Source organism: Actinoplanes sp. NPDC051851 (assembly GCF_040681165.1).
Taxonomy (GTDB): Bacteria; Actinomycetota; Actinomycetes; order Mycobacteriales; family Micromonosporaceae; genus Actinoplanes.
The window spans coordinates 13,887-36,809 of record NZ_JBFAYF010000076.1 but is presented as its reverse complement, the minus strand read 5'-3'; the positions used below and the strand labels follow the sequence as shown (position 1 = coordinate 36,809).

The window sequence follows — 22,923 nt, the reverse complement described above, 5'->3', positions numbered from 1 at the left end:
ACAAACACATGATCAACAGGCGGCTGCGTCCATGTTGGACCCCGCCCCCACCACATCCCAGCAGGTCAGACTGCTAATGGCGGCTGCCGTACTAGGCTCAAGATCACAACCGAAGCCCCTCTTCCGGGGGACTTTCGGCCCGGTATTCGGCCCGTACGCCGGGTAGGTTGAGATCCGTGGCGCGCAGTGTCTATGTGGCGGGCTTGGGTCGGGGCGCCGGTAAGGGCGCCGTGGCTCTCGGCCTCGTCGAACTCCTGTCCCGGCAGATCGCCGGGGTCTCCGTCTTCCGTCCCCTCGTCTCCGCCGCCGGTCCCGACCCGCTGCTGACGCTCTTCGGCGAGCGCTATCCCGGCCCGGTGCCGTACGCGGACTCCTTCGGCGTCACCCTGGCCGAGGCGTCCGCGCTGGTCGCCGACGGCCGCCGGGAGGAGCTGATCGGCCGGATCGTCGAGCGCTACCGTGCCGTCGAGCGGCGCAGCACCTCGGTGGTGATCGTCGGCAGCGACTTCACCGACAAACCCGACGAGGGCGGCGACGAGCTCCCCCGCGAGCTCGCCTTCAACGCCCGGCTCGCGACCGAGTTCGGCAGCGTGGTGATCCCGGTGGTGAGCGGCGCCGGGCGTACCCCGGAGTCGCTGGCCGCGGTGGCCCGCAGCGCGTACCACTCGCTCGCCGACCTGGGCGCGACCGTGGTGGCGGTGATCGCCAACCGGGTGTCGCCGGAGGCGATCGACGGGCCCGCCGCCGAGCTGCCGGTCCCGCTCTGGGAGCTGCCCGAGGTCCCGGTCCTCGCCGCGCCGACGGTCGGCGAGGTCGCCGCGGCCCTGGACGCCACCGTCTTCTCCGGTACGCCCGGCGCCCTCGACCGCGACGTGCTGGACTACGTCGTCGGCGCCGCCCAGGTCCCCACGGTCCTGGAGCACCTGACCGAGGGCGCCCTGCTGATCACCCCCGGCGACCGGGCCGACCTGCTGGTCGCCGCGAGCGCCGCGCACGCCGCCGGCACGGTCACCCTCTCCGGCCTGATGCTGACCCTCGGCGAGCCCCCGGACCCCCGGGCCGTACGCGTGATCGAGGGCCTCAACACCGGCCTCGCGATCGTGGTCGCCCAGTCGGACAGCTACCACACCATCTCCGCGGCGAGCCGGATCAGCGCGCAGATCAGCACCCCCCGCAAGGTCGACGCCGCGCTCGGCGTCTTCGAGGAGTACGTGGACACCGTGGCCCTCTCCGAGGCGCTCGAGGTGGCCCGCTCCAGCCGGGTGACCCCGCTGATGTTCGAGAACGACCTGATCGACCGGGCCCGCGCCGACCGCCGGCACCTGGTCCTGCCGGAGGGCGCCGAGGAGCGGATCCTGCGCGCCTCGGAGACCCTGCTGCGCCGCGGGGTGGCCGACCTGACCCTGCTCGGCGACCCGGCCGAGATCACCCGCCGGGCCCGCGAGCTGGGCGTCGAGATCGGCGGGGCGAACCTGGTCGACCCGGCGGCCAGCGAGTGGCGGGAGCGGTTCGCCACCCGCTACGCCGAGCTGCGCAAGAGCCGTGGGGTGAGCCACGATCTGGCGTACGACGTGGTCCGGGACGTGAACTACTTCGGCACCCTGATGGTCGACGCCGGGCTGGCCGACGGCATGGTCTCCGGTGCCGTGCACACGACGGCCGCCACGATCCGCCCGGCCTTCGAGATCATCAAGACGGTGCCGGACGTCTCGGTGGCGTCCAGCGTCTTCTTCATGCTGCTCGCCGACCGGGTGCTGGTCTACGGCGACTGCGCCGTGAACCCGGACCCCGACGCCGCCCAGCTGGCGGACATCGCGCTCTCGTCCGCGCGTACCGCAGCCGCCTTCGGCATCGAACCCCGGGTGGCGATGCTCTCCTACTCGACCGGCAGCTCCGGGGCCGGCGCCGACGTGGAGAAGGTGGCCGCCGCGACCGCCCTGGTCCGCGAGCGCCGCCCGGACCTGCCCGTCGAGGGTCCGATCCAGTACGACGCCGCGATCGACCCGGCGGTGGCCGCCACCAAGCTGCCCGGCAGTTCGGTGGCCGGGCAGGCGACCGTCTTCGTCTTCCCCGACCTGAACACCGGCAACAACACCTACAAGGCCGTCCAGCGCTCGGCGAACGCGGTCGCGGTCGGCCCGGTCATGCAGGGTCTGCGCCGCCCGGTCAACGACCTCTCCCGGGGCGCGACGGTCAAGGACATCGTGAACACGGTCGCCATCACCGCGATCCAGGCAGGAGCGAAGTGACTCGCGTACTCGTACTCAACAGCGGCTCCTCCTCGGTGCGATACCGGCTCTTCGACGGCTCCGAGGTGGTCGCCAAGGGGCACGTCGAGCGGATCGGGGAGGCCGGTGGCGCGGCGGCCGACCACCGTGAGGCGTTGCAGGGCGTGATGGACGAGCTGGACCTGACGGGTCTGGCGGCGGTCGGGCACCGGGTGGTGCACGGCGGCGAGCGCTTCACCGCGGCGACCGTGATCACCGACGAGGTGGCCGCCGCCGTCGAGGAGCTGATCCCGCTCGCCCCGCTGCACAACCCGGGCGCGCTGACCGGCATCCGGGTGGCCCGCAAGCTGCTGCCGGACGTGCCGCAGGTGGCCGTCTTCGACACCGCGTTCCACGCGACGATCCCGCCGGAGGGCGTCCTCTGGGCGGTCGACCGCGAGCTCGCCGCCCGCTGGGGGCTGCGGCGCTACGGCTTTCACGGCACGTCGCACGCGTACGTCTCCCGGGAGACCGCCCGCGTCCTCGGCCGTCCTGTGGCGGAGACCAACGTGATCACCCTGCACCTGGGCAACGGCGCCAGCGCGGCCGCGGTCCGGGGTGGCCGGAGCGTGGCGACGTCGATGGGCATGTCCCCGCTGCCCGGCCTGGTGATGGGCACCCGCTCCGGTGACGTGGACCCGAGCGTCCTCTTCCACCTGCACCGGGTGGCCGGGCTGTCGCTCGACGAGATCGAGGAGTCGCTCACCCGCCGCGGCGGGCTGCAGGGGCTGGCCGGGGTCAACGACATGCGCCAGGTGCTGGAGCACCGGGCCGCCGGGGACGCGGACGCCGCGCTCGCCTTCGAGGTCTACGTCCGCCGGATCCGCGAGTACGTCGGCTCCTACCTGGCCGTCCTGGGCCGGGTGGACGCGATCACCTTCACCGCCGGTGTCGGCGAGAACGCCCCGGAGGTCCGGGCCGCGGCCCTCGCCGGCCTGGAGCCGCTCGGCATCGCCGTCGACGGGGCCCGCAACGACCGTGGCGAGCGGGTCGTCTCCCCGGACGGCAGCCCGATCGCGGTCTGCGTGATCCCGACCGAGGAGGAGCTGGAGATCGCCGAGCAGACCCGCCGGGCCACCGGGCTGGCGAGCTGAAGGGACGACCGGGATGACCGCCGGCCCCACTGACTGCCCGGCCCCGCTGACCGGCTGATCAAAAGCGGTCTTAGGAGAGCGCCCACCAGGCGATCGCGAGGATCAGCACGACGGCGACGACGCCACCGATCACCAACGGCGTCTTGGAGGCCGGCGCGGCCGGCTCCGGGGTGTCCCGGCTGAACGCGCGGAACGCCTCGGTGTTCCCGCTCGGGTCGACGTTCTGGTCAGACATGCGCCCGACCCTAGCGAAACCCCGCAACGCCGGCGAACTCCGCCACCCCCTCACCGGACAGACTGTGCGACACGGGGTCAGTGCTCGATGACGACCTTGCCGAAGACGTCGCCCGAGGCGAGACGCCGGAAGGCGGCCGGGATCTCGGCGAACGGGTAGGTCGAGTCGATCACCGGACGGACCCGGCCGCTCGCGACCAGGTCGAGCAGGGCCGCGAGCTCCGCCGGCGTGCCCATGCTGCTGCCCAGGATCTCGAGCTGCATCGCGAAGACCCGGCGCAGGTCCACGTCGGCCCGGTGGCCCGCGGTGGCACCGCAGACCACGATCCGGGCGCCGGGCGCCGAGCACTTCATCGAGTGGTCGAAGGTCGCGGCGCCGACCGACTCGATCACGACGTCGACCCGCTCGGGCAGCCGGGCCCCGGGCTCGACCGCGACGGCGCCCAGCTCGGCGGCCCGGTCGCGCTTGCCCGGGTCGCGGCTGGTGGCGTACACCCGCAGGCCGAGAGCCGCCGCCAGGGCGATCGCGGCCGTGGCGACGCCCCCGCCCGCGCCCTGGACCAGGACCGACGAGGCCTCGGCGGCGCGGCCGCGGGTCACCAGCATGTGGTACGCCGTCAGCCAGGCCGTCGGCAGCGCCGCCGCCTCGGCGAACGAGACGCCGTCCGGGATCGGGATCAGGTTCCCGGCCGGCGCCGCGATCCGCTCGGCGAGCGTGCCGGGGTGCCGTTCGGAGAAGAGCGAGTAGCCGCGCGGGTCGGCCCGGTCCTCCACCACCGGGAAGACCACCACCCGGGCGCCGTCCGGGGCGACACCGGCCGCGTCGCAGCCGAGGATCATCGGGAGGCGGTCGGCGGGCAGCCCGACGCCGCGCAGCGACCAGATGTCGTGCTGGTTGAGCGAGCCGGCGCGGACCTCCACCGGTACCCAGCCGTCCGGCGGTGCGAACGGGAGATCCCCGAGGGTGAGTGCGCTCATCGGGTCGTCGGCGTTGATCGAGGAGGCATAGGCGGCACGCATGATCCGACGATAGTCCCCGCAGAGCACGGCGCCGCCCCGCCGGGGAGGGCGGGACGGCGCCGGGAACGGACGTACGTCAGGCGGACTGGGCCGCGGGAGAGACGGCCGCGGGAGAGAGAGCGGTGGTCCGGCGGGCCACGCCGTCCCGGATCGCGGCGGCGGCGACGGCCTTGGCGACCGCCGGGGCGACCCGCGGGTCCAGCGGGGACGGGACGATCGCGTCGGGGCGCAGGTCGTCGGCGACGATCGCGGCGATCGCGTCGGCGGCGGCGACCTTCATCGCGTCGGTGATCGTGGTGGCCCGGACGTCGAGCGTGCCCCGGAAGATGCCCGGGAAGGCGAGCACGTTGTTGATCTGGTTGGGGAAGTCGCTGCGGCCGGTGGCGACGATCGCGGCGTACCTGTGGGCGACCGCGGGCGGGACCTCCGGGGTCGGGTTGGCCAGCGCGAAGATGATCGCGCCCGGGGCCATCCCGGCCAGCGCCTCCTCGTCGATGTTGCCGCCGGAGACGCCGACCAGCACGTCCGCGCCGATCAGGGCCTCGGTGATGCCGCCGGTCCGCCCGGAGACGTTGGTGGTCGCCGCCAGCTCGGCCTTCATGCCGCTGAGGTCGCCGCGGTCGGCGTGGATGATGCCCCGCGAGTCGACGACGATCATGTTGGCGCCCTGGACCCCGGCCGCGATCAGCGTGTTGGTGATCGCGACCCCGGCCGCGCCGGCCCCGCTGACGACCACGCGCAGGTCGTCGAAGGAGCGTCCGAGCAGCTTGGCGGCGTTGCGCAGCGCGGCGAGCGTGACGACCGCGGTGCCGTGCTGGTCGTCGTGGAAGACCGGGATGTCGAGCGCGGCGTCCAGGCGGCGCTCGATCTCGAAGCAGCGCGGCGCGCTGATGTCCTCCAGGTTGATGCCGCCGAACGAGGGCGCCATCGCCGTGACGGTCGCGATGATCCCCTCGACGTCCTGGGTGTCCAGGCAGATCGGGATCGAGTCGACCCCGCCGAACTGCTTGAAGAGGACCGACTTGCCCTCCATGACGGGCATCGCGGCCTTGGGACCGATGTTGCCCAGGCCCAGGACGGCGGAGCCGTCGGTGACGACCGCGACCACGTTCGAGGTCCAGGTGTAGTCGGGGTAGAGCGCCTCGTCCTCGGCGATCGCCTCGCAGACCCGGGCGACGCCCGGGGTGTAGGCGAGGGAGAGGTCGTCCCGGCTGGCCAGCGGGATGGTCGCGCTCATCGTCATCTTGCCCTGGCGATGCAGGTCGAAGACCGGATCGGCGGCGAGGGCAGGATCGAGCTCGAAACTGAAGAAAGACACGGTGAACTCCACACGGCATCGACATTGATACGTGGCACCTGCCACAGCTCTGGTCGCGAGTATGCGCCAGGACGGCGGTGCTAGCGGGGATCACCCGGTACAGCGACCGCAGCGCGGGTGTGCGCTGGGGATACTGGAGACTAACTTAACCGCCCTGGCCTCGGGTAGTAGCGGAACAACACGCGCCCGATGACATCCGCCACCCCGTACGCCCGCGAGTCGTCGTGGACGAAGGAGTTATCGCCCTCGATCCACCAGCCGCCGTCCTGCTCGCGCACCGCGCGCTTGACGACGAGCAGCCCGGGGCGGGACCGGAAGCTCGCCACCACCACGTCACCGGTCCTTACCGGTCCACCGCGGCGGACCACGACGGCGTCACCGGAGTGCAGCGTGGGGACCATGGAAGGGCCGTTCACCAATGCGGCGAACAGTGGTAAGTGCCACCTCAAGGCATCAAGCCTCCGTCGCGTTAGCCCCGGGATGTAAGGGGTAGTGTCAAGCCGGATCATCGCAAATTCTATGGAGGAGTCCTGATGCGACTTCCGCGTTTCCTCACGCCGAGCACCGTGGTCAGCGCCCACTGCGACCTGCCGTGCGGCGTCTACGACCCGGCCCAGGCCCGGATCGAGGCCGAGTCGGTCAAGGCCATCGCCGAGAAGTACGCGGCGAACACGGACCCCGAGTTCCGCACTCGGGCGATCCTCATCAAGGAGCAGCGCGCCGAGCTGGTCAAGCACCACCTCTGGGTGCTGTGGACGGACTACTTCAAGGCCCCGCACTTCGAGAAGTACCCGCACCTGCACCAGCTGTTCAACGAGGCCACCAAGCTGGCCGGGGCCGCCGGCGCCAAGGGCTCGGTGGACGTCGCGATCGCCGACCAGCTGCTCGGCAAGATCGAGGAGATCTCCAAGATCTTCTGGGAGACCAAGCAGGCCTGAGCGGGACCCGGGCCGGCGCGTCCGCGATGGATGCGCCGGCCTCTCCCGTTACCGCACGTGACCGGTTAGAGTCTCCACCGACAGGAGGAGGGGCCCGGGTGATTCAGCTGACCGAGACGGCGCCGGAAGTCGGAGACGACGTCGTACTCCTGACGGTTCCGGCCGACGGTGGGTACCTCGGCGTGCTCCGGACCGCCACCGCCGGCCTCGCTGCCCGGCTGCACTTCGCGCTCGACGAGATCGAGGACCTGCGGATCGCCGTCGACGAGGCCTGCGCCATGCTGCTCGCGATCGCCACCCGCGGCGCCGAGCTCGAGTGCCGGTTCGCGGTCACCGAGGACGCGCTGACCGTCGAGGTCACCGTCACGACCGTGCGCGGCGCGCGTCTGCCGTCCGAGTCGTCGTTCGCGTGGAAGGTGCTGACCGCCCTGACCACGTCCGCGTCCGCCGAGGCCACCGGCCGGCACGCGACGATCCGCCTGCTCACCCGCCGCACCGAGTTCTAACAGATCAAACCCCTTCTCCCGTACGTGTGAGGTCGGCACCCGCCCCTCAGCGGGACGCCGCCCCTCACCCTTCGACGGGACGCCGCCCCCGCCGGGGCACTGTTCCAGAGTGTCACCCGCAACCCCCTGGGCAGCCCTTCGTCCGGAAACCGCGCCTCCTCGGCGGGACACCGCCTCCCTCGTCCGGAGACCGCGCCGCCTCAACGGGACGCCGCAGCGAGGGCGATGTAGTCGAGGTGCTGGGCCGCCGTCCGGGTGGCGCTCTCGGCGTCCCGCGCGGCGAGGCAGTCCACCAGCGCACGATGATCCGCGTCGATCCGGCTCCAGTACCCCTCCGGCAGCCCGGCGAACACGTCCTCGCCGTACGACGCGTGGTACAGCGGCCGCCCGACCAGCTCGAAGAGCGGGTTGCCGGTGGCCCGGGCCAGCGCCCGGTGGAACACCGAGTGCTGCGCGAGCATGGTGTCCAGATCGTCGTTGACCGGGTCGAAGTACGCCTCCCGCAGCTCGAACAGGTCCGCGTCGGTACGGCGTACCGCGGCCAGCCCGGCGGCCGGCACCTCGAGCGCGCGGCGCAGTTCGAGCAGGTCGATCAGCCCCACGTCGTTGGAGTGGGCGAGCAGCGCGAACCCGGTGGAGAGCCCGTCCGCGAGCTGGCTCGCGTCCGGGTGCGCCACGAAGCTCCCACCGGTCACCCCGCGGGTGGTCACGATGAGATGCTGGCTGGCGAGCAGGCGCAACGCCTCACGGACCGTACTCCGGCTGACGCCGATCTTGACGCACAGTTCGGGTTCGGGTGGAAGGCGTTCGCCCGGTCGCAGGCGCCCGGACGTGATGTCCGCTCGCAGCTCGTCCGCGAGCTGCTGATAGGCGGGTGGGCGCACCGTTGAGCCGGTCACTCGTCCAGGTTAGGCCCAGATCCGCGACCCTCGACCCACTAATCGACGTGCAGCGCTCCACTGACCGACTTTTCGCAGGCCGGACAGCCCACTGCGGTCACCGGATCGGCTGACACCGGCGTCGCTCAGTTGACGCCGAGTGCCCGGCTGCTCGGCGGGGCCAGGATCAGCGCCGCGGTGACGGCGGCCAGCGCCAGCAGGACCACGCCCGCCCAGACCGGCCCGACCTGCACCAGGAAGCCGCCCGTCGCGAGCAGGAAGAGCTGCACCACCACGGCCGGGCCCCGGGCGCGGACGGCGCGACGGCCCAGTGCCCGGGCGATCAGGACGATCACCCCGGCGGCGAGCGCGGCCATCACGGTGAGCGACACGGCCACCCCGGCGTCCACCAGGTCGCCGGTCAGATCGAGGACGACGAGGTACGCGGCGAGCACCGCCAGCCCGGCGCCCTGCAGGTAGAGCAGCCGGACCCCCCAATCGAGGGACACCGCCGCGGTCGTCACGGGATTCTCACTGGTCACCGCTGCACCATACGACCGCCCCGTTCATCTTCGGCGGGGAGTCCGGCGGTCCTCGGCGGGTACAGTGCCGCCATGCGCGCGTTGCTGGTGGTCAACCCCCGGGCGACGACGACCGGCGAGCGTGCCCGGGACGTTCTGGTCCGCGCGCTCTCCAGCGCGGTCGACCTGACGGTCCGTTACACCGAGCGCCGCGGGCACGCCACCACCCTCGCGAGGTCGGCGGCGGAGAGCGGCGTCGACCTGGTGGTCACGCTCGGCGGCGACGGCACCGTCAACGAGGCGGTCAACGGATTGATGACCGCGCCGGCCGCGCTCTCCGGGATCTCCGGCCCCGCCGCGTACGCACTCCCCGCGCTCGCGGTGGTGCCCGGCGGCTCGACCAACGTCTTCGCCCGCGCGCTCGGGCTCCCGTCCGGCTGGGCCGAGGGCACCAGCGTGATACTGGACGGCCTCCGCGACGGGCGGCACCGAGTGATCAGTCTCGGTCGCGCCGACGATCGCTACTTCACCTTCACCGCCGGGCTCGGCCTGGACGCCGCGGTGGTCCGCCGGGTGGAGCAGGCCCGGCTCCGCGGACGGACGTCCACCCCCGGTCTCTACGTGCGCGCGATGGTCGGCCAATTCCTCACCGGTGTCGACCGGTCCGATCCGCCGATGTCCCTGGAACGACCGGGTGAGCCGCGGGCATCGGGTCTCGGCACGGTCATCGTGCAGAACACCGCCCCTTGGACGTACGTGGGTGACCGTCCGGTCGATCCCAATCCGGACGCCTCGTTCGATCTGGGCTTGGATGTCGTGGCCCTGCGCAGGCTGAACGTCGCCGGCACCACGCGGACCGTGACACAACTCGCGTGGCGGTCCGGTGATCTCCGAGGTAAACAAGTGTTACGGCTGCATGACCAACCGGAGTTCACCGTGGTCTCGTCCCGCCCCCAGGCTTTCCAGCTGGATGGCGACTATCTCGGTGAACGGCAGAAGGTGCACTTCGTGTCCGTCCCCTCGGCGCTGCGTGTGATCTGCTGACCGCGGGGTACGTCTTCCCACGGGTGCTCACGATCCGTTACAGAAACACGGGCAAAAGGGCGGCGAAGTGGCCGTGACCGTACTACATTGATGGGAGCGTTGTTCAACCGGCACCGGCACTAGCGGCCGAACCGGACATATGGGTACGTGAGCCAGCTCACCCAGCGGGAGAAACTTCCGGCACTACCCTTGACATCGCGTAAGTTCGTGAAAGCATTCACAAGCGAAATGAAGTAACCGGTTGCTGCTTGTGCGCGTTCCTAATCCAGAAGCGCCAAACAGCGACCAAAGCAAAGGCTTGCTGACGCACTGGTGACCCGACGAGCACAACCCGTCGATCTCCACTGCTCATGCATATAGGTAAACAGCACTGTTTTCATTACCCCATCCGAAACAAGGAGTTTGCCGCCATGGACTGGCGTCACGATGCGATCTGCCGCGACGAGGACCCGGAGCTGTTCTTCCCGATCGGGACGTCCGGCCCCGCGCTCCTGCAGGTCGAGCAGGCCAAGGCCGTGTGCCGGCGGTGTCCCGTGACCGAGGAATGCCTCTCGTGGGCACTCGAGTCCGGTCAGGACGCCGGCGTTTGGGGCGGGATGAGCGAGGACGAGCGGCGCGCGGTGAAGCGCCGCGGTGGCCTTCGGGTCGGCGCTCCCACCGCCTGATTCAATCCCCCTACACAGCATTTGCGCCCCGGGCCTGACGGCACCGGGGCGTCTTGCTGTTTCGGGCCGCTTACCCACCGCTCCCATTCCACTGTGCGCAAATTCGATCACGGTACGTTTCCCCGGAACCCCGAAATGATCTCGAAATTGACCGCTGATCGGTTTCCGTCGCGATCTCGGCACACTCCGGAGTGGACGCTCGAACGCCCGATCCCCGTCGTCGCCTAGCGCAGAGCGACAGTCACTCTCCGCGACAGCCCCTTCGAAGATCACGGCTCCCCCGCAGAACATCGATCCCCTACGGTTGGACACTCGGCCCCGAACACCCCCGAAACGCCCCGCAGAACGCCTCTCAGACCCCACAGCGACCGCCACCGCGGGCCGGACAGCCCTGCGGACCCACCGCGCGTCAGGCGACCTCGGCGAGCGGCGACGCGGGGAACTCTCGGCCGAGGGCGGCTTCCACTCGCCCGGCGACGAGGCGTACCAGATCGGGAGAGGCCGCCAGCGGATCCGCCACCGCGACCGCACCCGCGGCCCGCGCAGCGGAGGCCGCCTTGTCGTAGAGCAGCCCCGGCGCCAGGAAGTAGGCCGCCATCCCCACCCGGCGCGCGCCCCGCTCCCGCAGCCCCGCCACGGCCTCGTCGGCGCGCGGGCCGGCACCGGAGGCATACGAGACCGCCGACGGTACGCCCAGCCGCTCACCGAGCCGCTCCGCCGCCTCCGCGACCGTCTCGCGCGCCGCGGCGTCCCGCGTCCCGGCCGACGCGAGTACGACGGCGTCCAGCCCCGCCCGCCGGCGCGGCAGCACGCCCGGCGCCCCCTCCGAGCCCGAACCCGGAACCGCACAGGCGGATGAATCCGGATGAAGCAAGCAGGCAGCCGATCCGGACAGCGACCCGGAGACCGGCAGCGAGGCAGGCGGCAAGGCGAGGGGCGGCGCGGTGAGCGGCGGCGGCGCGAGAGGCAGCGGCGCGAGAGGCAGCGGCGCGAGAGGCAGCGGCGCGAGAGGCGGATGGGCGGCCGGGGACGCCGTGGACAGCTTGGCGCACAGGGCGTCCAGCAGCAGCGGCGAGGACGGGCCGAGGACCCGGCTCATGGTCACCCGAACGGGCAGGCCGGCCGCGTCGCGCAGGACCGCGGGCAGGTCGACCCGGCCGTGGTACGCCTCGGTCAGCAGTAGCGGGACCAGCACCGCGCGCGAGCCGGCCGGCAACCCCGCCAGCACCTCCAGCGGACGCGGGCCGTCGTGGTCGAGGTACGACGCCCGGACCCCCCACCCCGGCCGGGACCGCCGCAGCGCCCGGGCCAGTGACTCGGTCGCCACGGCCGCGCGGGGATCCCGGCTGCCGTGGGCGACCATGACGACCGTCAGACGTGCAGTCCGCATTCGGTCTTCTCGAACATCGCCCAGCGACCGGCGCGCGGGTCCTCGCCGGCCTTGGTCCGCCGGGTGCACGGCCAGCAGCCGATCGAACCGTAGCCCTTCTTGAACAGCTCGTTGACCGGCACGTTCCACCGGCTGATGTAGCGGTCGACGTCGGCCTGGGTCCACGCCGCGATCGGGTTGACCTTGACCTTGCCCTTCTTCGCGTCGAAGGCGACGACCGGCGTGTTGGCGCGGGTCGGCGACTCGTCGCGGCGCAGGCCGGTGGCCCAGGAGTCGTACTCGGCGAGGGCCCGCTCCAGCGGCTCGACCTTGCGCATGAAGCAGCACTCGTCGGGGCTGCGGGCGAAGAGCCGGGGGCCGTACTCGCCGTCCTGCTGGCCGACGGTCATCCGCGGGCGGACCGACTTGACGTTCACGTTCATCGTGCGGATGACCGTGTCGCGGACCTTCAGCGTCTCCGGGAAGTGCAGGCCGGTGTCGAGGAAGACCACGTCGACGCCGGGCGAGACCCGGGAGAAGAGGTGCGCGACCACGGCGTCCGCCATCGAGCTGGTGACGCAGAAGCGCGCGCCGAAGGTGTCGGTCGCCCACGCGGCGATCTCCTCGGCCGGGCGGCCCTCCAGCGCCTGCGCGGCGTCCAGCGCCAGCGCCCTCAGCTCATCGGGACCGCGACGGCCGGACTCGACGGGGGCGGTCAGGTCGACGAGCCCGAGACCGGCGGCGTTGAGGAGGTTCATTTCTCGACTCCCTTGGAGAGCAACCCGATGAACTTGACCGAGAAGACACGCACGCAGGAGTGGCACTCCCAGGCGCCGTGCGAGGCCTCGTTGGGGCGGAGGTCCTCGTCACCGCAGTAGGGGCAGTACAGGGGCGCCGACCGCTCGCTCATTTCAGCAACCCCTCTTCGGCCCTGAGCACCCAGTTCGCGAACGTCTCGCCCTCGGACCGGTCGTCCAGGTAGTGCCGGGCGACCCGTTCGACGTACTCGGGAAGCTCTTCGGCGGTGGCCTTGAGCCCGCGCAGCTTGCGGCCGAAGCCGGCGGTCTCGCCCTTGGCCATGCCGAGCGCACCGCCGAGGTGGATCTGGAAGCCCTCCACCTGCTCGCCGTGCGCGTTCATCACCAGCTGGCCCTTGAGGCCGATGTCGGCCACCTGGGTGCGGGCGCAGGCGTTCGGGCAGCCGTTGATGTGGATGGAGAGGTCGGCGTCGAAGTCCTTGAGCCGCTCCTCCAGCCGGGCCACCAGCTCCTCGCCGCGGGCCTTGGTCTCGACGATGGCGAGCTTGCAGTACTCGATGCCGGTGCAGGCCATCGTGCCCCGCCGGAACGCCGACGGACGCGCCTCGAGCCCGATCCCGCGCAGCCCGGTGATCAGGCTCTCCACCTGCTCGTCCGCAACATCAAGAACAAGGAGTTTCTGGTACGCCGTGAGCCGCACCCGGTCCGACCCGTGCGCCTCGACCAGGTCGGCCAGCTTGGTCAGCTGCTCGCCGGACGAACGGCCCACGACCGGCGCCGCCCCGATGTAGTTGCGGCCGTCGCGCTGCTTGTGCACGCCGATGTGGTCGAGCGGCTTCTCCGGCAGCTCCGGCGCCGGGCCGTCGAGCAGCGTGCGCCCGAGGTACTCCTTCTCCAGGACCTCGCGGAACTTCGCCACGCCCCAGTCGGCGAGCAGGAACTTCAGGCGGGCGCGGTGCCGCAGCCGGCGGTAGCCGTAGTCGCGGAAGATGCCGACGACGCCCTCCCAGACGTCCGGGATCTCGTTGAGCGGCACCCAGACGCCGAGGCGCTCGGCGAGCCGCGGGTTGGTGGAGAGGCCGCCGCCGACCCAGAGGTCGAAGCCCGGGCCGTGCTCCGGGTGCACCACGCCGACCAGCGAGATGTCGTTCGCCTGGTACGGCCCGTCGGGCAGCCAGGAGATCACCGACTTGAACTTGCGGGGGAGGTTCGAGTACTGCGGGTCGCCGACGTACCGCTTGACGATCTCGTCGATCGCCGGGGTCGCGTCGATCACCTCGTCGGCCGCGACGCCGGCGACCGGGCTGCCGAGCACGACGCGCGGGCAGTCGCCGCAGGCCTCGGTGGTCTGCAGGCCGACCGACTCGAGCCGGCGCCAGATCTCCGGCATGTCCTCGACCCGGATCCAGTGCATCTGGATGTTCTGCCGGTCGGTGATGTCGGCGGAGCCCCGGGCGAACTCGGTGGCGATGCCGGCGATCACCCGCAGCTGGGCCAGGCTCAGCGCGCCGCCGTCGATCCGGACGCGGAGCATGAAGTACTCGTCCTCGAGCTCCTCGGGCTCCAGCACCGCGGTGCGGCCGCCGTCGATCCCGGCCTTGCGCTGGGTGTACAGCCCCCACCAGCGGAACCGGCCGCGCAGGTCGGCGGGGTCGATCGAGGAGAACCCGCCGTGGGCGTAGATGTTCTCGATCCGGGCCCGCACGTTGAGCGGGTTGTCGTCCTTCTTGCTGCGCTCGTTGGGGTTGAGCGGCTCGCGGTGTCCGAGCGCCCACTGACCCTCGCCGCGCGCCTTACGAGGGCGGGCGGTCGGCGTGGCGGGAGTGCTGCTGGGCGCCATGGCGGCGGTCCTCCGGGTTTCGTGGGCACGAAAGACCGCCCTTGGCCCAGAGGAGGCTCCACGACTTCGACGTCTGGAGAGGCCCGGCGCGTCTACCGCGCCCGAAATGATCTTCGGGCGGCGTCAGGAAGCCGGACACATCGCGCTGAAGACACGACCGTAATCAACGTGGCGGCGAGCCACGAAGCGGCGGTCGAGTGCAGCGGTCATGCCGGTAAGCCTCCCACGCGAACCGAATTTCGGCCAGCGCGGTCCAGAATCCGGGAGTGTGGCCCACGGCACTTTGCCGTTCTGTTACATCGCAGCTAGAAGGGGCCGCCCCATCGAGGTTCAGCGCTTCCCCAGCGGCACCACGAGCACCGCCTCGGTGCCGCCGCCGGACCGGTTGCGGAGCTCGATGCTGCCGCGCAGCTCGCCGGTGGTGAGCGCCCGGATGATCTGCAGGCCGAGCCGCCCGCCCGCGTCCGCCCGGAAGCCCTCGGGCAGGCCCCGCCCGTTGTCCGCCACCGTGACGTGCAGCTGCTTGCGGAACCGGTGCGCCGAGACGACCACCTCGGCGGGCTGCTCCGGCTCGACGATCGGCTCGTCGTCCTCGGGCGCCGGGAAGCCGTGCTCCACCGCGTTGATCAGCAGCTCGTTCAGCACCATCACCAGCGAGGTGGCGATCTCGGCGGGCAGTATCCCGAAGGTGCCCTCGCGGTGCATGCGTACCGGGAAGCTGGTCGACGCCACCTCGGTCGCCGCGGTGGCCACCCGGTCCACGATGCCGTCGAACTCGACCGCCTCGTCGCTGGACATCGAGAGGGTCTCGTGCACCAGGGCGATCGACGCGACCCGGCGCACCGACTCCTCCAGCGCCATCCGGGCCTCCGGCGCGTCCACCCGGCGAGCCTGCAGGCGCAGCAGCGCGGCCACGGTCTGCAGGTTGTTCTTCACCCGGTGATGGATCTCCCGGATGGTGGCGTCCTTGGTCATCAGGGCACGGTCCCGGCGGCGCACCTCGGTGACGTCGCGGACCAGCACCAGCGCGCCGATCGGCACCCCGGCGGGCATCAGCGGCAGCGAGCGGGTCAGCACGGTCGCGCCGCGCGCCTCGTACTCCATCCGGGGCGGCGACTCGCCGCGCAGCGCGGCCAGGATCCGCTCGGCGGCGTCGTTGCCCTCCAGCGGGTCGGCGGCCAGCCGGCTGGAGAGGGTGGCCAGCTCCTCGCCGACCAGGTGCGCGTTGAAGCCGAGCCGCCGGTACGCCGACTGCGCGTTCGGGCTGGCGTAGGTGACCTTGCCGGAGGCGTCCAGCCGGATCAGGCCGTCGCCGACCCGGGGCGCCGAGGTGGTCATCTCGCCCGGCTGGCGGGCCGGCGGGAAGGTGCCGTCGGCCACCATCTGAGCCAGGTCGTCCGCGGTGGTCAGGTAGTTCAGCTCGAGCTGGCTCGGCGTCCGGGCGGTGCTCAGGTTGGTGTCGCGGCCGATCACCGCGATCACCTCGCTGTAGCCCTCCTCGTGGTCGTTCTCGTCGCGACGGCGCACCGGGATCGCCTCGTGCCGGGCGGGGGTGTCGCCATACCAGACCGGGTCGCCCTCGCGCCAGATCCGCTCCTGGTTGAAGGCGATCTCCAGGTGGGCGACCTCGGGGCCACCGACGATCTTGCCCACCTGGTCGTCCTGGTACGCGGTCGGCGCGGTGGTCGGGCGGACCTGCGCGACACAGAGGAACTCGCGTGGCTTCTCGCCCTTGACCGGCACCCAGAGGAGCAGATCGGCGAAGGAGAGATCGGAGAGCAGCTGCCAGTCGCCGGCGAGCCGGTGCAGGTGGTCGATGTCGGCGGAACCCAGGTTGGTGTGTTCCTCGACGAGATCGCGCAGGGTGGACACGCCCCAAGCCTGCCACGACGATGTTTCGGCTACTGCCCGGCCGGTCCTACAGCGTGCTGGTCACCTTCTTCAGCCCGCGCGGCGCGTCCGGGTCCTCGCCCTTGGCCAGCGCGAGCGCCAGCGCGAGCTTCTGCAGCGGCAGGATGTCCAGCAGCGGGCTGTACCGCTCGTCCACCGAGGGGACCGCGAGCCGCCCGCCGGGGCCGACGGTGAGCACGTCGGCCTTCCGCTCGGCGAGCCGGTCCAGCACGTCCGCCATCGACCGCCCGCCCGGGCCGTCGCCGACCACGGCGAGCACCGGGACGTCGGTGCCGGTCATCGCCAGCGGGCCGTGCAGCAGGTCGGCGCCGGAGAACGCCAGGGTCGGCACGTACGAGGTCTCCATCAGCTTCAGCGCGGCCTCGCGGGCGGTCGGGTACGCGTACCCCCGCCCGGTGGTGACCATGTGCGGCGCGAACCGGTAGCGCTGGGCGATCTCGTCCGCGGTCGGGTCGGCCAGCACGTCCGCGGCCAGTCGCGGCAGCCGCTCCAGCGCGGCCCGCTCCCCGTCCGGGAGCACGCCGTCGCCGGCCCGGATCCCCTCGACCAGCAGCAGCAGCGCGAGCAGTTCGGCGGTGTACGTCTTGGTCGCCGCCACCGCCCGCTCGTGCCCGGCCGCCACGTCCACGGTCAGCTCGGCCGCACCGGCCAGCGGCGACGACGGGTCGTTGGTGACCGCCAGGGTGAGCGCGCCGTTCTCCCGGGCCACCGAGAGCACGCCGGTCAGGTCGGGCGAGCCGCCGCTCTGGCTGACGCCGACCACCAGCGTGCCGGTGAAGTCCGGCCGGGCGCCGTAGAGCGTGATGGCGCTCGGCGAGGCGCTGGCCACCGGGAGCCCCAGCCGGATCTCGGTCAGGTACGCCCCGTAGAGCGCCGCGTGGTCCGAGGTGCCCCGGCCGACGAAGAGCACGTTGCGCGGACGGCGGGCGGCGATCACGGCGGCCACCTCGGCGATCGCGCTCGCCTGAGGTCCCTCCAGCAGGCGGGCGAAACCGTCCGGTTGTTCCGCGATGTCCGCCGCCATCCCGTGGCCTCGCTCTGTCACGTCATCCTCCCCAGATGAGCAGTTCTCGCTCGATTCCTGCGCAGTCTTGCAATAAGAAGCTTGGTTCGTCAATATTTTGCGCACTACTGCGCACAACACGAGGACTGACAGATCGCTTGAGTTCCCCTACTGTCTTCACGTGGATTCCCACCCCTCGGTCCACCGTGACCTCACGCGTGCGCGCGACGCCCTCGACCGCGGCGAGTTGGAGCACGCCGCGGGCCACCTGGCCGGCGCGCTCCCCCACGCACCCACCCTGCCGGATATCCATGAGTTGCTCAGCCGTTTGGCGGCACGTGCGGCCGGCGGTGGACTCGACCTCTTCCCGATCGGGCCGCACGCGCCGCTCGGCCGGGTGGTCGCCCGCGCACACCTGCTGGCCGCCGCCGGGCGCCCCGAGGACGGGCTGCCACTGCTCGCCGCGGCCAGCGGGCACGACCCCGGGGTGGACTGGGCGGGAGTGCCCTGGGTCAGCGATCCGGACCTGGGCGTACGCGTCGACCCCGAGCAGCTCGCGCGCACCGTGATGCGGCTCTGCACCGCCGTCGGCGACCCCGCGCCGGAGACCACCGCCACGGCGCTCGCGCCCTACCTGACCGTGGTGCGCCACGCGGTCGCCGCGCACGGGGAGCACGCCATGCTGCTCGGCGCCGGCTCCGCCCTGGCCCGGCGCCTCGGCGACACCCGGCTCGCGGTCGACTGGGCCGCCCGGGGAGCCCGGTCCCGGCCCTCCAAGCTCGGCGAGATCTGGCTGGGGTACGCGTACCGCAGCGCCGGCCGGATGCCCGAGGCCCTCGCCGCCCTGCGCCGCGCGGTCGTCTACGACCCGGACGACCTCTCGATCTACGCCGACGTGGCGGCCACCCTGGCCGACCTGGGCCGGCTCGACGAGGCCCTGGGCTGGACCGACCGCGCCCTGGAGCGCGACCCGCGGTTCGACTGCGTGGTGCACACCGCCCACCGGCTGCGGTACCGCGCCGACGGCGACGTCGCGCACCTGGTCGCGCTCGCCGACTACATCCGCGACCACCCGGACGACACCCACGAGCACACCGACCTCGACGAGTGCTGCCGGGACGTGCCCTGGCTCGGCGGGATGCCGCTCGCGCCGGACATGCCGACCGGCCGTGCCCAGGTCAACGCCGACCCCTCGGACGACGCGATGGCCCGGCTGACGCGGATCGCCGCGACGACCTGGCCGCACCCGCCGGCGGCGTACGACCGGGCGCTCGGCCTGGTGCTGGTGGAGCCCTGGGAACTGCTCGCCATGCTCGGGCACCCGGACACCCCGGTGGCCGGCGACGTCTGGGCCTGTCTCGGGCTGCTGCACCACGGGACGGACGAGCCGTGGATCAGCTCCGCCCGGCGGCGGCTGCTGCTCGGCCTGCTCGACGGCGGCGTCGACCGGGTGGCCCAGGCGGCGCTCTACGCACTGGTCGTCTACGCCTGGGTGGACCCGGAGTCCCGGGCGGACGTGGCCGCCGTGGTCACCGGCCGGCTCGCCGAGGTCGCGGGCGGCCCGCACGCCCGCGCGGTCGCCGCGCTCGCGCTCGCCGCGCCCGGCCTGGACCGGTCCACCCGGGAGCTGGCCGTGGCGACGCTGCGGGTGCCGGCCCTCCCCCGCCAGCGCGGCCGGTCGCGTTACCTCGTGCGCTGGCGGAAGGAGAAGTAGGAACCGCTAGCCGATGACGGCGATCAGGTCGCCCTCCTGGACCACGTCGCCCTCGTGCACCGCGAGCCGGCTCACGGTGCCCTCGGACTCGGCGATCACCGGGATCTCCATCTTCATGGATTCGAGGATCACCAGGGTGTCGCCCTCGGCGACGGTGTCACCCTCGCCCGCCACGATCTTCCACACGTTGGCCACCATCTCGGCCCGGATCTCGTCCGCCATTGGTTCGACCTCCTCGTCACGCTCTCGGTGATGGTCATCAAACCACGGATCGGGCACGGCCGAGTCCCGTGAGGCCGGACGCGCCGACTACCATCAGCGACGTATTCGCACCAGGGAAGGAGGCCCCCGATGGCCAAGAAGGCTCGTAAGAAGAAGGCTCGTAAGAAGAGCGGCGCGAACCACGGCAAGCGCCCGAACAGCTGAAACGCGAGAAGGGCCGGCATTCGCCGGCCCTTCTTCGTCGTGGGTGCTCAGGATCGCCCCGGTCGTGCAGGGTCGCCCCGGTCGTTCAGGGTCGCCCCGGTCGCTCAGGGAAGGTACTCCCGGGAGTCGCTCTGGACCTCCAGTTGGTCCAGCTTGTAGCGCAGCCGCTCGCGCAGCTCCACCGGGGCGCGCTCGTCACCGCAGCAGCGGCCCACCAGCAGCTTCACCTCGTGCTCGACGCCGAACTGGCGCAGGCACTGGGAGCACTCGTCGAGGTGCCTCTGGATAAGCGACCGGCGCTCCTCGCTGCACTCCAGGTCGAGGTAGAGGTAGACCTCGCTGAGCACTACGTCGCAATCGGTCTCGTGGTCGTTGTCAGCGCTCGACATCGGTGTCAGGCTCCCTGAGGCTCGGACGCGGTCCGGGTGATCCCCCGGTCCGCCGCGTACTGCTCCAGCAGCTTGCGCAGGTTGCGCCGCCCCCGGTGCAGGCGGGACATGACAGTACCGATCGGCGTACCCATGATGTCGGCGATCTCCTTGTACGAGAAACCCTCGACATCGGCGAGGTAGACGGCGAGCCGGAAGTCCTCCGGCAGGCTCTGCAGCGCCTGCTTGATGTCGCTGTCCGGGAGCCGGTCCAGCGCCTCGGTCTCGGCCGACCGCAGACCCTGCGACGTGTGCGACTCGCTCGACGCGAGCTGCCAGTCGGTGATCTCCTCGGTGGGCGCCTGCACCGGCTGCCGTTGCTTGCGCCGGTACGAGTTGATGTACGTGTTCGTCAGGATCCGGTACAGCCAGGCCTTGAGGTTCGTACCCTCCTCGAACTGGTGGAACGCGGAGAACGCCTTGAGGAACGTCTCCTGCACCAGGTCCTCGGCATCGGCCGGGTTGCGGGTCATCCGCAGGCCCGCGGCGTACAACTGATCGACGAACGGCAACGCGTCGCGCTCGAAACGCAACCGGCGCTCGTCTGTCCGCTCCTTCTGGGCCACCCTGGACTCTCCCCTCGACCGCCCCGCCGAGGATACGGGTACTGCCCGTGAAGCGCCTTCGAAAACCGCCGGTGTGCTCACGCTCACCGCAGTGATGACGAGCGGTTCGACCGCGGGCCACTCCGGGGAGCCGAGCAGATCACGTACCCGGGTCGTCTCCTGGTGGTCACGCTCGGCGCGCTGAGTGCCGGCACGCACTGGGAACCCCTTCCGCAGATGAACTCTCCGCCCGTGTAACGCCCGGTGGCACACCCGGCATTCCGCGTCTCGATCAATCGGCCCAGCCGTGCGCTCCGAGCCAGGCCAGGGCCATGGTGGCGGTGGTCACCACGTCCTTACGCAGGTCGTGTACGGCCCCCGGCCGGACGATCACCTCGACGGAGGCGGAGGGCTCGGGCACCCCGAACGGATCCCGGTCGCCGTTGACCACCAGGGTCGGCACCGCGGTGGGCAGTTCGCCCGCGCGGGACTTCTCCGGCTTGCCCGGCGGGTGCAGCGGGAAGGCCAGCGCCAGCACGCCGTCGGCGCCGAGCGGCACGGCGGTGCGGCAGGCGACCCTGGCGCCGCTGGACCGGCCGCCGAGGATCAGCGGCACGCCGGGCAGGCGTACCGCGGTCACCACCGCGGTCCAGGCCTCGTCCAGCTGACCGGCGGGCGCCGGGGCGCGGCGGCCCGCGACCCGGTACGGCTGGGTGACCAGGACGACGCGCACGCCGGAGCGGACCGCGAGGTCGTGGACCGCGGTCAGGTCGGGCGCGTCGACGTCCCCGCCGGCACCGTGGCCGAGCAGGAGCTGGGCGCGTACCGGCCCGGGAGGTTCGGAGATCCGGACCCGGGCCGGTCCGCGGGGTGTGTCGACACTGGTCCCGGGAACGGCGGTCACGGATGGACCGGGTTCCGGAACGATCTTCTCGGAGCGGGGCACAAGCTCCGTTCTTATCAGCTCTCGCCGTGATCCGGGCCGGTAGGCCGCCGGAACACGGCCGCCCGCCGGGGCGGAGAGCGGTCTAGCCCGCGTTTCGGAACTCGCACTCGGCCGGGTTCCGCAACACTGGCTAGCGGCTGACCGGTGTCAGGGTCAGCAGGCGGCGGTCCTCGTCGCCGGGCTCGTCCGGGACGGCCTCGCCGTTCGCCTGCACCCGCTCGCGCCAGGCCACCAGCATGGCCCGCCGTTCGCGTGGTGTGGTGCCACCCCAGACACCGTGGCAGTCGCCCACCTGCAGTGCCCAGGCCAGACAGGAGCCCTGCACCGGACAGGTGCCGCAGAGCGCGACGGCTCCGCCGGACGGTTCATTGGGTGCCGGGAAGAACGTCTCCGGATCGACCGTCCGGCAGGCGCCCCGGGTGCGCCAGGCTTCGTCGTCTCCTCGTTGCGCGATCGCTTCGAGCAGTCGCGGGTCGCGTCGCGCGATGGCTACCTCGTGCGGCCGCGGCATGCGTGCTCGTGTCATCAGCCCACCTCCCCCGTGGGACCGGAACTACTGTGGCGGTCGGTCCCGCACCTTGCGGATCGGCACCACTCCGGCGCTGGTTTGTACCGCACCGTACAAGATCAGAACAAGGGGGTGATCTATCTTGAAATAAAGTTGTCGGTAGACATTGCAGGCATACACCGACAAAGACCAACGTTGATCTTTTGTTGTTCAGAAAAGCGTTACCTCGGGGGCGGCTTCCAGCAACTCAGGTCCGTTGTTCCGGACATTGCCGACGGCCGGCCCGACCGGACGGATCTGGATCGCGTCCAATTCCCGTTCGGAGAGCGGGCGCAACAACTCCTCCGGATCACCGCCGCCGGCGAGCCAGCCGCCCCAGCGGTCGCGCGGCAGGATCAGCGGCATCCGGTCGTGCACGGCGGTCAGGCCGCCCTTCGCCGCGGTCGTCACCACGCTGCACGTGAGCACCGGCTCGGGGCCCCACGCGGACCAGAGACCGGCGAAGGCCAGCGGCTCGTCATCGGCGCGCGGGGTCATGTAGAACGCCTGCTTGCGCGTGCCGTCCCGGACCCATTCGAACCAGCCGTCGGCCGGGACCAGGCAGCGCCGGCGGGCGAAGGAGGGCGCGAACGAGCGCAGCGTGGCCACCGTCTCGGCACGCGCGTTGATCATGCGGGCGCCGGCCTTGAGATCGGCCGCCCACGGCGGGACCAGGCCCCAGCGCGCGGTGCCGAGCACCCGGGCGCCGCGCGACTGCGACTCGCGGATCACCGGGACCGCGGCGGTCGGCGCCACGTTCCAGCTCGGGGTGAGCGGCTCCGCGTCGTCGACGGCCTCGAAGAACGCACTGAGATCAGCGTTCGTCTTGGTGGTCGCGTACCGCCCGCACATGAGCAGCACGGTACGCCATCCGAACGCGCCATGTGGGGTACGGAAACCGTGTTCTTCCTGCGCCGCTTCCCCCGAAGCCGTTTTCTAGGAACGAGCACA

The 22,923-nt window shown here is 71.7% G+C and carries 25 protein-coding genes; 7 read left to right on the top strand and 18 right to left on the bottom strand.

What is annotated here, in order from left to right:
- The first annotated feature begins 167 nt into the window (after positions 1–167).
- Positions 168–2,249: a phosphate acetyltransferase gene (gene pta, locus AB0M08_RS41595; RefSeq protein ID WP_364505930.1), complete on the top strand. Its 2,082-nt coding sequence runs from the start codon at positions 168–170 to the stop codon at positions 2,247–2,249.
- Positions 2,246–3,361 carry an acetate kinase gene (locus AB0M08_RS41590; protein ID WP_364505928.1) on the top strand — a complete coding sequence of 372 codons (1,116 nt, stop codon included), beginning with the start codon at positions 2,246–2,248 and terminating at the stop codon, positions 3,359–3,361. Before pta ends, AB0M08_RS41590 begins: the two co-directional genes overlap by 4 nt.
- A 70-nt stretch (positions 3,362–3,431) precedes the next feature.
- On the opposite strand, the gene AB0M08_RS41585 is transcribed toward AB0M08_RS41590, so the two are convergent.
- The 4 genes from AB0M08_RS41585 to AB0M08_RS41570 all read right to left on the bottom strand — a co-directional run bounded on the left by AB0M08_RS41585 (position 3,432) and on the right by AB0M08_RS41570 (position 6,382).
- On the bottom strand, positions 3,432–3,596 hold the full coding sequence (locus AB0M08_RS41585; RefSeq protein WP_364505926.1) for a hypothetical protein: 165 nt from the start codon (positions 3,594–3,596) through the stop codon (positions 3,432–3,434).
- A 77-nt stretch (positions 3,597–3,673) separates the two neighbouring features.
- Positions 3,674–4,615, bottom strand: a complete 942-nt coding sequence (locus AB0M08_RS41580; protein ID WP_364505924.1) for a zinc-binding dehydrogenase — start codon at positions 4,613–4,615, stop codon at positions 3,674–3,676.
- A gap of 76 nt (positions 4,616–4,691) precedes the next feature.
- On the bottom strand, positions 4,692–5,933 hold the full coding sequence (locus AB0M08_RS41575; RefSeq protein ID WP_364505922.1) for an NADP-dependent malic enzyme: 1,242 nt from the start codon (positions 5,931–5,933) through the stop codon (positions 4,692–4,694).
- Between the two features lie 140 nt (positions 5,934–6,073).
- Positions 6,074–6,382, bottom strand: coding sequence for a S26 family signal peptidase (locus AB0M08_RS41570; protein WP_364505920.1), 309 nt, complete (start codon positions 6,380–6,382; stop codon positions 6,074–6,076).
- A gap of 84 nt (positions 6,383–6,466) precedes the next feature.
- Here AB0M08_RS41570 and sodN point away from each other — a divergent pair, with 84 nt between their 5' ends.
- Both sodN and AB0M08_RS41560 read left to right on the top strand, forming a co-directional pair.
- Complete coding sequence (sodN, locus tag AB0M08_RS41565; protein ID WP_364505919.1) at positions 6,467–6,871, top strand: superoxide dismutase, Ni; 405 nt, start codon at positions 6,467–6,469, stop codon at positions 6,869–6,871.
- A gap of 98 nt (positions 6,872–6,969) precedes the next feature.
- Positions 6,970–7,377: an ATP-binding protein gene (locus tag AB0M08_RS41560; protein WP_364505918.1), complete on the top strand. Its 408-nt coding sequence runs from the start codon at positions 6,970–6,972 to the stop codon at positions 7,375–7,377.
- 200 nt (positions 7,378–7,577) lie between these two features.
- Here AB0M08_RS41560 and AB0M08_RS41555 read toward each other — a convergent pair whose 3' ends face one another.
- Both AB0M08_RS41555 and AB0M08_RS41550 read right to left on the bottom strand, forming a co-directional pair.
- A complete protein-coding gene (locus AB0M08_RS41555; protein WP_364505917.1) occupies positions 7,578–8,276 on the bottom strand; it encodes a FadR/GntR family transcriptional regulator in 699 nt (232 codons plus the stop codon).
- 125 nt (positions 8,277–8,401) lie between these two features.
- On the bottom strand, positions 8,402–8,797 hold the full coding sequence (locus AB0M08_RS41550) for a hypothetical protein (RefSeq protein ID WP_364505916.1): 396 nt from the start codon (positions 8,795–8,797) through the stop codon (positions 8,402–8,404).
- Between the two features lie 72 nt (positions 8,798–8,869).
- Between AB0M08_RS41550 and AB0M08_RS41545 the strand changes: the two genes are divergently transcribed.
- Positions 8,870–9,820, top strand: a complete 951-nt coding sequence (locus AB0M08_RS41545) for a diacylglycerol kinase family protein (RefSeq protein WP_364505915.1) — start codon at positions 8,870–8,872, stop codon at positions 9,818–9,820.
- 410 nt (positions 9,821–10,230) lie between these two features.
- The gene (locus tag AB0M08_RS41540; RefSeq protein WP_093619131.1) at positions 10,231–10,485 is read left to right on the top strand and encodes a WhiB family transcriptional regulator; all 255 of its coding nucleotides are present in this window, start codon (positions 10,231–10,233) and stop codon (positions 10,483–10,485) included.
- A 409-nt stretch (positions 10,486–10,894) separates the two neighbouring features.
- Here AB0M08_RS41540 and AB0M08_RS41535 read toward each other — a convergent pair whose 3' ends face one another.
- The 6 genes from AB0M08_RS41535 to AB0M08_RS41510 all read right to left on the bottom strand — a co-directional run bounded on the left by AB0M08_RS41535 (position 10,895) and on the right by AB0M08_RS41510 (position 17,387).
- Positions 10,895–11,875 carry a CbiX/SirB N-terminal domain-containing protein gene (locus AB0M08_RS41535; RefSeq protein WP_364505913.1) on the bottom strand — a complete coding sequence of 327 codons (981 nt, stop codon included), beginning with the start codon at positions 11,873–11,875 and terminating at the stop codon, positions 10,895–10,897.
- On the bottom strand, positions 11,857–12,612 hold the full coding sequence (locus AB0M08_RS41530) for a phosphoadenylyl-sulfate reductase (RefSeq protein WP_364505911.1): 756 nt from the start codon (positions 12,610–12,612) through the stop codon (positions 11,857–11,859). The genes AB0M08_RS41535 and AB0M08_RS41530 overlap by 19 nt, the downstream gene beginning before the upstream one ends.
- Positions 12,609–12,764 carry a hypothetical protein gene (locus AB0M08_RS41525; RefSeq protein ID WP_364505909.1) on the bottom strand — a complete coding sequence of 52 codons (156 nt, stop codon included), beginning with the start codon at positions 12,762–12,764 and terminating at the stop codon, positions 12,609–12,611. Before AB0M08_RS41525 ends, AB0M08_RS41530 begins: the two co-directional genes overlap by 4 nt.
- On the bottom strand, positions 12,761–14,452 hold the full coding sequence (locus tag AB0M08_RS41520; RefSeq protein WP_364505907.1) for a nitrite/sulfite reductase: 1,692 nt from the start codon (positions 14,450–14,452) through the stop codon (positions 12,761–12,763). The genes AB0M08_RS41525 and AB0M08_RS41520 overlap by 4 nt, the downstream gene beginning before the upstream one ends.
- 330 nt (positions 14,453–14,782) lie before the next feature.
- Complete coding sequence (locus tag AB0M08_RS41515) at positions 14,783–16,324, bottom strand: histidine kinase N-terminal domain-containing protein (protein WP_364505905.1); 1,542 nt, start codon at positions 16,322–16,324, stop codon at positions 14,783–14,785.
- Between the two features lie 46 nt (positions 16,325–16,370).
- Entirely contained in the window at positions 16,371–17,387 is a 1,017-nt protein-coding gene (locus tag AB0M08_RS41510; RefSeq protein ID WP_364505940.1) for an SIS domain-containing protein, read from the bottom strand.
- Between the two features lie 160 nt (positions 17,388–17,547).
- Here AB0M08_RS41510 and AB0M08_RS41505 point away from each other — a divergent pair, with 160 nt between their 5' ends.
- Positions 17,548–19,080, top strand: coding sequence for a tetratricopeptide repeat protein (locus tag AB0M08_RS41505; protein WP_364505903.1), 1,533 nt, complete (start codon positions 17,548–17,550; stop codon positions 19,078–19,080).
- A gap of 6 nt (positions 19,081–19,086) precedes the next feature.
- On the opposite strand, the gene AB0M08_RS41500 is transcribed toward AB0M08_RS41505, so the two are convergent.
- The 6 genes from AB0M08_RS41500 to AB0M08_RS41475 all read right to left on the bottom strand — a co-directional run bounded on the left by AB0M08_RS41500 (position 19,087) and on the right by AB0M08_RS41475 (position 22,824).
- Positions 19,087–19,302 (bottom strand): biotin/lipoyl-binding carrier protein, encoded by a 216-nt coding sequence (locus AB0M08_RS41500; protein WP_364505901.1) that lies wholly within the window; start codon positions 19,300–19,302, stop codon positions 19,087–19,089.
- Positions 19,303–19,610: 308 nt separating this feature from the next.
- Complete coding sequence (rsrA, locus tag AB0M08_RS41495; RefSeq protein WP_364505899.1) at positions 19,611–19,895, bottom strand: mycothiol system anti-sigma-R factor; 285 nt, start codon at positions 19,893–19,895, stop codon at positions 19,611–19,613.
- A gap of 5 nt (positions 19,896–19,900) precedes the next feature.
- The gene (locus AB0M08_RS41490) at positions 19,901–20,698 is read right to left on the bottom strand and encodes a sigma-70 family RNA polymerase sigma factor (RefSeq protein WP_364505897.1); all 798 of its coding nucleotides are present in this window, start codon (positions 20,696–20,698) and stop codon (positions 19,901–19,903) included.
- Positions 20,699–20,771: 73 nt separating this feature from the next.
- Positions 20,772–21,383 (bottom strand): alpha/beta family hydrolase, encoded by a 612-nt coding sequence (locus AB0M08_RS41485; protein WP_364505895.1) that lies wholly within the window; start codon positions 21,381–21,383, stop codon positions 20,772–20,774.
- A gap of 172 nt (positions 21,384–21,555) precedes the next feature.
- Positions 21,556–21,951, bottom strand: coding sequence for a WhiB family transcriptional regulator (locus AB0M08_RS41480; protein ID WP_364505893.1), 396 nt, complete (start codon positions 21,949–21,951; stop codon positions 21,556–21,558).
- A 192-nt stretch (positions 21,952–22,143) separates the two neighbouring features.
- Positions 22,144–22,824 carry an SOS response-associated peptidase gene (locus AB0M08_RS41475; protein WP_364505891.1) on the bottom strand — a complete coding sequence of 227 codons (681 nt, stop codon included), beginning with the start codon at positions 22,822–22,824 and terminating at the stop codon, positions 22,144–22,146.
- Between the last annotated feature and the right edge of the window lie 99 nt (positions 22,825–22,923).